The sequence below is a fragment of the Flavobacterium sp. RHBU_3 genome, assembly GCF_046613565.1.
Classification (GTDB): Bacteria; Bacteroidota; Bacteroidia; order Flavobacteriales; family Flavobacteriaceae; genus Flavobacterium.
This window is the reverse complement of sequence record NZ_JBKJHC010000009.1, coordinates 118,880-131,183: the sequence shown is the minus strand read 5'-3', so window position 1 is coordinate 131,183 and position 12,304 is coordinate 118,880. Positions and strand designations below refer to the sequence as shown.

Below are 12,304 nucleotides of genomic sequence, written 5' to 3'. Positions count from 1 at the left end.
GTTGTTAGCACTCAAACCCGATACAATTAAGGGTACGTCCAACAACTAAAAACCAAAAACCACCAACTAATTAAAGCACGTTAAGTACCTGCTCTTTTATTTTTTCAAGTTCGTCTTTCATTTGTACCACCAGCTTTTGCATCAGGGCATGGTTGCTCTTGCTGCCCATGGTGTTTATTTCCCTACCCATTTCCTGGCCTATAAAGCCCAGCTTACGGCCGTTGGCTTCTGTGCCGGCAAGGGTTTCCAGGAAGTAGTTCAGGTGGTTTTCCAGGCGTACTTTTTCTTCGGTAATATCCAGTTTTTCAAGATAGAAAATAAGCTCCTGCTCAAAACGGTTTTCGTCTACATTAACCTCAAGGTCGGCTATGCTGTTGCGCAGGCGTTCCTTTACATTGGCTATACGCTCTTCATCATACGCCAGTGTTTCATTCATAAGCCTAAGGATGTTCCCTATACGGATGATGAATTCTTTTTCAAGCGCCACGCCTTCAGCCGTACGGAAGTTAAGTATATTGGCCAATGCCTCATCTACCAGCACTTCTATTTGTGCCCATTCGTTCTCGTCTATTTCGTCGCGTTCGGTTTTAAGGGCATCGGGCATACGCACCGCCATTTTCATCAGTTCGGTAGCATCGCCATCGGGTATTACCTCCTTCATCTGTGCAATGTAGCTCTTTACTATAGGCACATTGATTTTAGAGGTGGTTTCCTCGCCGGTAATTTCCACAAAAAGTGAAAAATCCACCTTACCGCGCTCCAGTTTCTGGGCTATACGGTTGCGCAGGCCAAGCTCCATTTCGCGCAATGACGAAGGCATACGCACGTTCAGGTCGAGACCCTTGCTGTTCAGTGATTTAATTTCTACCGTGATTTTCTTGGTGGGCAATTGCAGCGAAGCTTTGCCGAAGCCTGTCATTGACTGTATCATGCAACGAATTTTGTTGAAAGCAAAGGTAATAAAAAAGTTTGCAGCCACCGTTAGCCGCCCTTAACGCCTTTGTATATGTGTGTAATATTACTTTAAATAGTCAATAGCCTCCTGTACGGTAGTGGCTTTGTTGCCTATAAATATCTTGTCACCTGCTACAATAACCGGGCGTTTCAGGAAGGTGTAGTGCTCCAGCAGCAGGGCTTTAAAATCGTCCTCTGTAAGGGCTTTGTCTTTAAGGCCACGCTCCTTGTACAACGTAGCGGTACGACTGAACAACGCCTCATAACTACCTGCCATTTTGTACAGCTCATCAAGCTGGGCTTCGGTAAGCGGATTAGGCTTTATATCCTGAAGCTCAAACCTGTCCAGGTTAGGCAGCTGCTTAAGTATCTTAATGCAGGTAGAGCAGGTTTTTAGGTAATATATTTTGTTCATCTTATTTTTGTTTCAGGTTTAAAGTTTCAAGTTATTGCTGTTCGGCACGTTTCAGTCAATTATGATTTATACCACGCCTTGCTTTATGCCTTTCGACTTTAAGACCTTATGACTTTATCACTATTTACCAAGTATCCCGTCCTTGTATATCACCGGGATTTCCTGGGTGGCGTTTTCTTTGGTTATGCTGCCTGCGGCAAACGTAAAGGTTTTATCATACAGCGTATTGCCTATAAAATAGGTAACCATAAACGTGTTAGCCAGCTGTAGTACGCTTTCCTCTATCATTTCTATTTTTACGGCAGTGTTTGGCAGTACTTCCATAAAGCCGTGGCGCAGGCTGCTGGTTTTGCGTTCCTCACCGTCTATAAGGCCGTGGGCGCTGCTTACCACTATAGCGGTTTCCAGCTTTTCGGCACCGTCGTTTACAAGGTAGGCATACCAGGTGTTTTCCATAAAATCATCGTTCCACTCCTGCAATGCAGCCACATATATGTTTTCTACCTTTGGTATTACTATATCTTTTTTCATGGTAATAAGATGTTTAAATCCTTTTAGGGGTGCAAAGGTAATAATTTTACCTCACGAATACCCTGCACTACCGGGGCAACAAACACGCTTTACTTTACCGTGATTTCATCTGTAAAAATATAGGCATCGCCACCGGCGCCCTGGTGCCATTGTGGTAATGTACCAAAGTTGTACGCCTTTACTTTTACGTATCGGGCTTTGGTGTTTAGGGTGGCGCTTAGTTCTTTAACCAAAACCTCGTAATTGTGCGGGTCTACCGTATGGGTAGCGCTGCCCGCCGGGGTATAGGTAACACCATCAATCGAGGTAAAAAATTCTACCCTGGTAGGTAGTATAATCCAGGCACGGGTATCTTGTAAAAACGATGCGCTTATGCTGTGCACATCCTGTACTTTTTGTAAATCTACCACTGCTTCAAAATCCTGAGCCTGGTAGCCCTGCCAGTCGCCCTTGCGCCAGTTGGTACTGCCGTGTATGCCGTTTAGCAATGCATCATCGCCTCCTGCCGAGTACTGCTTATCGTATTTTGATTTTATGGCAATGGTGTAGTTGTTTGGTTTTTTAAAGAAGTAAGCCCTAATCGTGTCACTGTTCTGCAGAGCTCTCTCAGCATAGAAAGACACTATTGCATTACGCTGGGAAACCGTAACCGGGCTTTTGAAAAGCTGATACGGCGGCAGGTAGGAGTCTCGGGCATCATTAACGCGGTAATAAATATTGTCTGAAGGATTTGCCCCTTCAAACGACACATCCATGCTTCCTGAAAAAGAAGTGGAAGGCGCCTTTATAACCGGCACAGGTATCAACACGCCCGAAGCATCCGATATGTTGCCGCTATATAAATTGGGAAAGCCTACACTACGCATATCTTCGTATTTAGTGTCTTTGGTAATAACAACTTTTACATCTCCTTCAAGGTTCAGGGTAGCTTTTTCAAAATAAGGTGTTGTAGTAGTCCAGTAAGGCTGTCCCGGCGTTACATTATAAATTCCTAAACTGCTCAGCACGTACCAAGCACTCATTTGTCCACAGTCTTCGTTGCCTATAAGTCCGTCCGGGGTGTTTTTATAAAAATTGTCCAGTATATAGCGCACCCACTTTTGGGTCTTTTCGGGTTTACCTACATAGTTGTACAGGTACGCCATGTGGTGGCTTGGTTCATTACCATGCGCATACTGGCCTATAAGCCCCGTTACATCTACCTGCTCACGGCCGGTGGTGGCGCTTGGTGCGCTGAACATTTCATCGAGTTTGGCTTCAAAAGCTTCCTGTCCACCATAAGCCTCAACCATTTCGGCAATATCCTGAAGTACAAAAAAGCTGTACTGCCAGCTGTTGCCTTCGGTAAAGTTGTTGTTTATTTCGCGTGGGTCAAACGGTGTTTCCCAACCCCCGTTGCGTTTTGGGCGCATGTGCTTGGTTGTAGGGTCAAACAGGTTTTTCCAGTTTTGGCTGCGCATCATAAAGTATTCATAATCGGCTTTATGTCCGGTATATTTCGCCATTTGTGCTATGCACCAGTCGTCGTAGGCATACTCCAGGGTTTTAGATACGCTTTCGTGCTCATCGTCTATGCTTATAAAACCGTTGCGCTTATAGGCATCGAGCCCCAAATGATCTAACATGGCGCTGTGCTTTGCCGCCTGAAATGCCTTTTCGTAATCAAAACCCTTAATACCTTTTGCCATAGCATCGGCCATAACACTTACCGAGTGATAGCCTATCATACAATCGGTTTCGTTGCTGGCAAGTTCCCATACGGGCAGCCTGCCGCCTTGCTCGTACTGCGCCAGGAAGGTATTTATAAAGTCGGCAGTACGTTTTTTGTCTATTAGTGTATACAGCGGATGCGCTGCCCTAAAGGTATCCCACAACGAGAATACCGAGTAGTAGGTAAAGCCTTTTGCATAGTGCAGCTGGTTATCCCTGCCGCGGTACTGCCCATCTACGTCCATTGCCACATTTGGCTGCATCATGGTGTGGTACAGCGCGGTGTAAAATACGGTGTTTTTGTCTTTATTTTTTTCGGTGATTTCTATTTTGCCGAGTTCTTTGTTCCAAAGTGCCTGTGCGTTGCTAACGGTTTTGCCAAAATCCCAACCCGGTAACTCTGCCTTCATGTTTTTGGCGGCGCCCTCATAGCCCGTAGGCGAAAGCGCTACCTTAACCAGCAATTCTTCCCCCTGCTTTACTTCTTTGCTAAAGCTTATTGCCAAAACCGAACCCGCAAAAAACGTATCGGTTAGCTTAGCCGGGGCAAAGGCATTGTTGTTTACTTTGGTAACCTTAACCGGGACGCTGAACTCTATACGGGCATAAATGTACTGGTCGCGTGCCCAGGCCTCGCTGCGGCGAAATACCTCTATGGTTTTGCTGTCTATAACCCGTACTTCGCCCATAATAAGTTTATCGCGGTGGTTTAGGTCCAGGATAATGTTTGCCTGACCCGCCTTGTTAAACGTATATTTATGAAACCCCACACGCGGGGTAGCGGTAAGCTCGGCTTTAATATTATTATCCAGTAGCACCGAATAATAGCCTGCCAAAGCGGTTTCATTGGCATGCTTAAATGGCGAACTATAGTCTTTTTTATCCAATGAAACTTCGCCCAGGGTAGGCATCAGCATAATGTCGCCGTAGTCGCTACAGCCCGTACCGTTTAGGTGCGTATGCGAAAATCCGTAAATAACACTGTCGGAATAATGGTAACCGCTACAGCCGTCCCAGCTGCCGTCTACCCGGGTATCGGGGCTAAGCTGCACCATACCAAACGGAACGGTGGCTCCCGGAAAGGTATGTCCGTGCCCGCCGGTGCCTATAAACGGATTTACATACTGTGCGTAATCTTTATTGGTGGGTTTTGTTTTTGCTTTTTGCGAAAATGCCACAACCGAGCATAGTAAAAGTGCGAAAATCGACAGCTTTTTCATTTTAATGAGGTGATTATTTTGGATAATGTAAATATAAGAGTTTGTTGTTTATGGTTCATCGTTTATTGTTGCTTACTCCTGAGTTGTTTTTAGGTCATAAGTGAAGTTATTCCCCTCCACCGGAGGGGTGCCCAAAGGGTGGGGTGGCAAACCACGCTTTATCCAAAATAATTTGTACATTCGTATTAAACCTCTCATTGTATGAAATTCCTGAAAAAACTCCTCAAATGGTTTGTACTTCCCATAGCCATAATTGTGGCGCTTATGTACATATTTGATGTAGACTATCTTATAAAAGCCGTACGCGTGGTGTACCTGCACGGTAAAACCACCGCCTACCTGGACGATTATGTTCATTTTGACAATCGTACCATACATCACGGCACTGCACAACCCTGGGCAAACGCTAAAGATTATAATAAAGTAAAAGGCACAGACAGGCTTGAAGCCGTAAACAAAGAGCTGGGTACCGTGGCTTACCTCATCATAAAGAACGACAGCATTTGGCACGAAAGCTATTACGACGGTTACGGGCCGGAGAGTAAGAGCAACTCGTTCAGTATGGCTAAGAGTATTACTTCGGCAGCACTATTTAAAGCCATTGAAGAAGGAAAAATAAAGAGCCTTGACCAAAAGGTGGGTGATTTTTTCCCGGAGTTTACAAAAGGGCTTTCGGCTAAGCTTACCGTGGGCGACCTGTCGTCTATGGCTACAGGCTTAGACTGGGATGAAGAATATGCCAGCGCCTTTAGCATTACTACCCGTGCCTATTTCGGCGACCACCTGGAACAAACCATGCTGAATGTACCAGTGACTGAAGAACCGGGCAAAAAGTTTGTATACGTAAGTGGCGCTACCGAACTCCTGGCTATGGTGATTACCAAAGCGACCGGGCAAACCCTGAGCGACTACGTGTCTGATAAATTCTGGAAGCCTATGGGTATGGAACAGGACGCACTGTGGCAGCTGGATAAAAAAGACGGTATAGAAAAAGCCTACTGCTGCGTGGGCAGCAATGCGCGTGATTTTGCGCGTTTTGGCAAGCTCTTCCTGCATAATGGCGACTGGAACGGCACTAAGGTTTTAGACAGTACCGATGTAGCTCGTATGGTTACGCCACGTTTTGCCGATAGTCCGCAGTACGGCTACGGCTGGTGGATAAACAATTATATGGGCAAAAAAATGTACTATATGCGCGGCCACCTGGGGCAGTTTGTTATTTGCATTCCCCAAGATAATTTGGTTATTGTACGCCTGGGCCATACTAAAGGTTACCAAACTAAAAAGACCGAGCCAAACTACGACCCACACAGCAACGACTTTTATGTATACGTAGACGAAGCCTACAAGATGCTGGGCAAAATGAAACCCGAAGACGGCGAGGGTAATAAAAGAAATATGGAATAACATTACAGTGCTTGTTTATGCAATATGAAAAACTCATAGCTCTGGTAAACCAGAACCCGGATATTGTAGAGTTTGCCGAGTTTGGCGTAGGCGTATCTGAAGAATGGATTGCCGCCGCCGAAGCACGCTTGCAGCTAAAGCTTCCGCCCTCGTATGTGTGGTGGCTGAAAAACTTTTGCGGAGGCGAAGTGTATGGCGAAGAGGTATTGAGTATTTATGAGGTAGACTTTGACGAAGTAGTAGGCGGCGATATAGTATATGTAAACGAAATGAACCGCGAAGAAGGCTATTCGGACGAAAGTGCATTGATAATATACATATCTGATATAGACGGTACCTACTTTTTTAAGCTGACTGAAGCCGATGCCAGCGGAGAATTTCCGGTGTACCTGAACACGCCTACTAACAAATACGCCAATAATTTTATAGATTTCCTTATTGAAAAAATAACCGAATAGGTAGTATAACAACACTGAAAAATGCTCGAAAAAGTAAGGATAGAAAACATACTGTTCATAGATATAGAAACCGTGCCCGAACAGCCGGACTATAACCTGCTCGACGATGAGCTGAAAGAACTCTATGCCATGAAAACAGCTTACCAGCGCAAGGAAGATGTAAGCGCAGAGGAGTTTTATGAGCGCGCAGGCATATGGGCAGAGTTTGGCAAGATTATTTGCATTTCAGCAGGGTTCTTTACCTTTAAGAACGACATACGCCACTTTAGGGTGACCTCTTTTTTTGGTGAGGAAGAAAAAATACTGCGCGATTTCAGCAACCTCATAAACAACCATTTTGCACAGCCACAACACATATTGTGCGGGCACAACGCTAAGGAGTTTGACATTCCGTACATTGCCCGCCGCATGATTATAAACAGCGTACCACTGCCGGGCAAGCTAAACCTCTTTGGTAAAAAGCCCTGGGAAGTACCCCACCTGGACACCATGGAACTATGGAAATTTGGCGATTATAAAAGTTTTACCTCACTGCGCCTGCTTACCAAGATACTGGGCATACCATCGCCTAAAGACGATATAGACGGCAGCCAGGTAGGCCACGTGTACCACGTAGAAAAAGACATAGACCGCATAGTTACCTACTGCGAAAAAGACGTGATAGCCACCGCGCAGATACTGCTGCGTTTTCGCCGTGAGGCTTTGCTGGTGGATGACGAGGTGGTGCATGTTTAGTTTTTTGGTTGATGGTTGTTGGTTGTTGGTTGTTGGACTCTGCGAATTTCAAACACAGCAGCGTCAGCAACAATAAACCATGAACTATGAACCACAAACAAAAACCCCTATCTTTACCGCATGAACCCGCTGCTTAGTATAGAAAACCTTACCGTTTCGGCCCGCAAGGAAGGCCAGTGGACTCCCATAGTAAAAGGGAGCAATTTCCATTTGGCACAAAATGAGGTGCTGGGCATCGTAGGCGAATCGGGCAGTGGTAAATCAGTTACCTCGCTGGCAGTTATGGGGCTATTGCCAAAAGGCATACTGCAGGTTACCGGTGGCAGCATTACGTTTAACGGTAACGATGTTTCGGCTTTAAGCCAAAAGGAACTGCGCAAACTGCGTGGTGGTGAAATCAGCATGATTTTCCAGGAGCCCATGAGTTCATTAAACCCGTCGTTAAAGTGCGGTTTTCAGGTTGCGGAGATTTTGCAGGAACATACCTCGTTATCAAGCACGGAAATAAAGGCTAAGGTATTAGAGCTGTTTTCAAAAGTGAAACTGCCTAATCCTGATGCCATATACAACCGCTACCCACACGAAATTTCGGGTGGGCAAAAGCAGCGTGTTATGATAGCCATGGCCATAGCGTGCAACCCTAAAATTCTTATTGCCGACGAGCCTACCACGGCTCTGGATGTTACGGTACAAAAAGAAATAGTACTGCTGCTTAAGGAGCTCCAACAGCAAACGGGCATGAGCATCATTTTCATTTCGCACGACCTGTCATTGGTTAGCGAAATAGCTAACCGCGTTGTGGTTATGTTTCGCGGTGATATTGTGGAGCAGGGCAATGCGAAAGACATTTTTAACAACCCGCAGCATACCTATACTAAAGCGCTTATCAGCTCGCGTCCGTCACTGGACGTAAGGCTGAAACGCCTGCCTACCATTCAGGATTTCCTGAACGATACTGTAAATACTGCTGAGGTTACCCCTGCACAGCGTGCCGAAGACCACAAAAAACTGTACAGCCAGGCACCACTCCTGGAAGTAATTAACGTAGAAAAAGAATACATGTCTAACGCCGGGCTTTTTGGTAAAAAAGCCACATTTAAGGCGGTTAACGATGTAAGCTTTAAGATATATGAAGGCGAAACCCTGGGCCTTGTGGGCGAATCGGGTTGCGGCAAGAGTACGCTGGGCAATGCAATCCTTCAATTAGATAAAGCCACCGCCGGAAAGATACTGTACCGTGGAAAAGACCTTACCAAATTATCGGACAAAGAAATACGCGAACTGCGTAAGGAAATACAAATTATTTTCCAGGATCCGTATTCGTCGCTTAACCCCCGCCTTACGGTTGGGCAGGCTATTATGGAACCTATGAAAGTACACAAGCTGTATAAAACCGAAGCCGAACGCCGCGAAAAAGCCATAGAAATACTGCACCGCACTGGCCTGGGCGAGGAGCACTTTAACCGCTACCCGCACGAGTTTAGCGGAGGCCAGCGCCAGCGTATAGGCATAGCGCGTACCATAGCACTGCAACCTAAACTTATAGTATGCGACGAAAGTGTTTCGGCGCTGGATATTTCGGTACAGGCGCAGGTACTTAATTTGCTGAATGAACTTAAAGAAAACTTTGGGTTTACGTACATATTCATTTCGCACGACCTTGCCGTGGTAAAATACATGAGCGACCAGGTACTGGTAATGAACAAAGGACAGATAGAGGAAATGAACGAGGCCGATGCACTGTATGCCCATCCGCAAAAGGAATATACCAAAAAGCTTATTGCGGCTATCCCGAGTTCTTAGTTATCAGTTGCTGTCAAAATCTATAATAAACCCAAAGCCGCTTCATACGGGGTTTTCTTTTCTGCCATTGCAATAAGCCAACCCAAAAAGCTTATCACAAAAATATCCTCTTTTATAGCCGGGTTCATTATGCTGAGAATGCCGGATTTAAAATCAGGGTGCTGTGCCATTTCGGGTTTTAGTATGCAGCGCTCTACCATTAAGGCAAATTCCATAACGCGTTGCTCGCGTACTTCTTCCAGGTATTTTTTATAACGGCGCTTAAAGCTTTTCAGTCGTGCCAATGCCAGTTCTTCGTTTTCAAACTGGGCGTGCATTAGTATTTCAAGCAAGGCTTTGCGAATTGTCCATAGCATCCCCAGCTTTTTTTCATACCACGCATCGGTATGGGTAAACTGCGCCATGTACTTTAAGGCGGTACGGTTGCGGTGCTGTACCAGGAACATAGCTATACAGGCGCGCAGGTCGTTTACGTCTTCGGGAGCCGATTTTTTAGTGGCCGATTTCAGGGCTTTTTCGGCTATTACCAAAGCCTCCGTGGGCTGACCACTAAAATGCAGGTTGAGTGCCACAAGCAACTGATGCCTTAAATAAAACCGGCTGTGGTAACGATTACTCTGCTTTTGCATAAGCGCGCTCATGTGGGCAAGGTAGCTTTGACTTTCGCTAAAACGGTGATTCCTGAAGTTGATGTTTGCCAAAAAGTAAATCACATAAATATGGTAGTAGAGCTGGCTGTCGCTGCTTTCCTTTTTAGATTCTATAAACTCATAGCTGCGTTTTACAAAGGGTTCTACCAGGGTAAAATTGTGGTTCATGGTAGCATACTCGTTGGCTATAAACAGCATTTGGTACAGCGATTTGTAGGTAAGCACCTCGTTAAGCGAAACGCCCAGTTGTTTTACCGTGCCCAGCACCAGCGTACGAAAATCGACCACCTTACCCTTTAAATGAATATCATGCAGTTCTCGGCGCAGCAGGGCATAGCCGATGTTTAGTTGGGCTTCGCGCTGCATTTGTCGGGTGTTTACCTGGTACTTTTTTACCAGAGCAGTCAGGTCTTCGGCAGGGTTAAGGTGGGCATACTGTATGCGGGTAAGGTAAATTTCGTTCAGCAGGCTAAACTGTTCCAGCGGAAGCGCGCGGGCTTCGGCTTTGGCCAGGCATTTAAACGCGGTCTTGGTAAGGTTATGTTCCAGGAAGAACCGGCTTACCACCAGCAGCCGCAGTACCTCGTGAGCTTCGCCTGTAGCGGTTTCAAACGTACGGTTTGCCATAAACTGCACCAGGCTATCGTGCAGCCTTTTGCGCAATGCGTGGTAGGCATCGTTATTATTTTGCCCTTTATATAATTTTTTTGCATTAATTATATCGTCAGTTTCTATGAGTTTAAACAGGCGGGTGTTCTTTACGTCGTTGCGCTTGTTCTTATTGCGAAGATATAAGGTAAAATCCCGTTTATCATCTTCATTCATTAACGATATTATCTCAGGTATGGCATTCATATAACAATATAAAATAGGACATATCAAATATAAAATAAAAAATTATATCGTCAGTTTTGTTTTAATGTTGGTTTTCCGGGGGAGGATTTCCGGCGCACCTTTGCCTCAGAAATAACAACCAAAACATTTTTAAAATTATGGAACCGCTAAGAACATTTGACGTAAACGAAGCTACAACTTCAACCTCTAAAAAAGACAACAACACAAACGGGCGCAACCCTATGAAACCTACCGGTGCGTTTATAGGCGCCTCATGGGCAGCGTTACTTGCCGGAGTAGTAGGCTATATAGTAGGATTGTGGAATGCCACGATGGAGCTAAACGAAAAAGGCTACTACTTTACCATACTGCTGTTCGGTTTGTTTGCTGTAATATCGGTACAAAAAAGCGTAAGGGACAAAGCCGAAGGACTACCCGTAACCGAACTGTACTACGGCCTGAGCTGGTTTGCTACCATAGCCAGTATAGTACTGCTTGTTATAGGTTTATGGAACGCCGACCTGCTGCTAAGCGAAAAGGGCTTTTACGGAATGGCCTTTGCCATGAGCGTATTCTCGGCCATAGCCGTACAGAAAAACACCCGTGATGCCAAGCTGATAGACGAGCAAAATATATAAACGCCTTAGCGGTGCCCTGTAGTTGCAGCAATGCGCTGCGGGGCTTTTTTTACTTTTCGATACTTAACAAACCAACCAGCCTTTTCAATTCCGACCGCAGCGAAGCGAAGGAGTCTCAATGTGATGATTTGCCCTCCTGCAAGGTTTTAAAAACCTTGTAGGTGTGGTAATTGCTACAATACTTAACAAACCAAAACCATACATTATGCTTCCAATAATATTTATTTCGTTTGCCGTATGCTTCCTTATAGAGCGGATGAACCTGGGCTGGAAACTGCCCCACGTACCCACCTGGACCATTCGGGTGCTGGGCGTAAATTTTATCCAACTTGCTGTGGTGCTGCTTGCCGGCATCAGTTGGGAAAAATGGCTTTCGGCCTACTCGGTTTTTCATATTTCTGAGTATGTGCCAAATGCGCTGGGTGGCATATTTGCCTACTTTATAGCCACATTTATCTTTTACTGGTGGCACCGCTGGAGGCATGAGTCGGATTTTTTGTGGAGGCATTTCCACCAAATACACCACAGCCCGCAACGCATAGAGGTTATTACCTCGTTTTACAAGCATCCTGTAGAAATGGTGGTAAACAGCATTATAGGCAGCCTGCTGGTGTACACGTTACTTGGCTTAAATTTAGAGGCAGCCGGAATCTATACCGTGTGTACCGCACTGGGCGAATTCTTTTACCATACCAATATAAAAACACCACAGTGAGTGGGCTATATTTTTCAGCGTCCGGAAATGCACCGCATTCACCACGAGTACAACAAACACACAAACAATTACGGCGATATAGTATGGTGGGATATGCTGTTTAATACCTACAGTAACCCTAAAAAATTTGAGTCATCTTGTGGGTTTGATAACGAAAAAGAACAACGCCTTGCCGATATGTTGCGTTTTAAAGATGTGCACAAAGAGTAGGGCAAAACCAATCAGCCATTTTTT

The 12,304-nt window shown here is 45.4% G+C and carries 12 protein-coding genes; 7 read left to right on the top strand and 5 right to left on the bottom strand.

The features are described from left to right. Window positions 1-70: 70 nt before the first annotated feature. From ACLI1A_RS13715 to ACLI1A_RS13700, 4 genes are all read right to left on the bottom strand, one after another. A complete protein-coding gene (locus tag ACLI1A_RS13715) occupies window positions 71-931 on the bottom strand; it encodes a YicC/YloC family endoribonuclease (protein ID WP_411409244.1) in 861 nt (286 codons plus the stop codon). Between the two features lie 87 nt (window positions 932-1,018). Continuing rightward, entirely contained in the window at window positions 1,019-1,369 is a 351-nt protein-coding gene (locus ACLI1A_RS13710) for an arsenate reductase family protein (RefSeq protein WP_411409243.1), read from the bottom strand. Between the two features lie 120 nt (window positions 1,370-1,489). Beyond that, window positions 1,490-1,900, bottom strand: coding sequence for a hypothetical protein (locus ACLI1A_RS13705; protein WP_411409242.1), 411 nt, complete (start codon window positions 1,898-1,900; stop codon window positions 1,490-1,492). 89 nt (window positions 1,901-1,989) lie between these two features. Next, a complete protein-coding gene (locus ACLI1A_RS13700; protein WP_411409241.1) occupies window positions 1,990-4,830 on the bottom strand; it encodes a GH92 family glycosyl hydrolase in 2,841 nt (946 codons plus the stop codon). Window positions 4,831-5,031: 201 nt separating this feature from the next. Between ACLI1A_RS13700 and ACLI1A_RS13695 the strand changes: the two genes are divergently transcribed. The 4 genes from ACLI1A_RS13695 (at window position 5,032) to ACLI1A_RS13680 (ending at window position 9,233) form a co-directional block, all read left to right on the top strand. Further along, window positions 5,032-6,237 (top strand): serine hydrolase domain-containing protein, encoded by a 1,206-nt coding sequence (locus tag ACLI1A_RS13695; protein ID WP_411409240.1) that lies wholly within the window; start codon window positions 5,032-5,034, stop codon window positions 6,235-6,237. A gap of 17 nt (window positions 6,238-6,254) precedes the next feature. Further along, on the top strand, window positions 6,255-6,695 hold the full coding sequence (locus ACLI1A_RS13690; RefSeq protein ID WP_411409239.1) for an SMI1/KNR4 family protein: 441 nt from the start codon (window positions 6,255-6,257) through the stop codon (window positions 6,693-6,695). A 21-nt stretch (window positions 6,696-6,716) separates the two neighbouring features. Beyond that, entirely contained in the window at window positions 6,717-7,430 is a 714-nt protein-coding gene (locus tag ACLI1A_RS13685) for a 3'-5' exonuclease (RefSeq protein WP_411409238.1), read from the top strand. Window positions 7,431-7,550: 120 nt separating this feature from the next. After that, a complete protein-coding gene (locus ACLI1A_RS13680; protein WP_411409237.1) occupies window positions 7,551-9,233 on the top strand; it encodes an ABC transporter ATP-binding protein in 1,683 nt (560 codons plus the stop codon). 20 nt (window positions 9,234-9,253) lie between these two features. Here ACLI1A_RS13680 and ACLI1A_RS13675 read toward each other — a convergent pair whose 3' ends face one another. After that, window positions 9,254-10,738 carry a hypothetical protein gene (locus tag ACLI1A_RS13675; protein ID WP_411409236.1) on the bottom strand — a complete coding sequence of 495 codons (1,485 nt, stop codon included), beginning with the start codon at window positions 10,736-10,738 and terminating at the stop codon, window positions 9,254-9,256. Between the two features lie 221 nt (window positions 10,739-10,959). Between ACLI1A_RS13675 and yiaA the strand changes: the two genes are divergently transcribed. The 3 genes from yiaA to ACLI1A_RS13660 all read left to right on the top strand — a co-directional run bounded on the left by yiaA (window position 10,960) and on the right by ACLI1A_RS13660 (window position 12,280). Then, window positions 10,960-11,355, top strand: coding sequence for an inner membrane protein YiaA (yiaA, locus tag ACLI1A_RS13670; RefSeq protein WP_411409328.1), 396 nt, complete (start codon window positions 10,960-10,962; stop codon window positions 11,353-11,355). Window positions 11,356-11,560: 205 nt separating this feature from the next. Continuing rightward, on the top strand, window positions 11,561-12,070 hold the full coding sequence (locus tag ACLI1A_RS13665; protein WP_411409235.1) for a sterol desaturase family protein: 510 nt from the start codon (window positions 11,561-11,563) through the stop codon (window positions 12,068-12,070). After that, window positions 12,071-12,280, top strand: coding sequence for a sterol desaturase family protein (locus ACLI1A_RS13660; RefSeq protein ID WP_411409234.1), 210 nt, complete (start codon window positions 12,071-12,073; stop codon window positions 12,278-12,280). Window positions 12,281-12,304 lie beyond the last annotated feature (24 nt).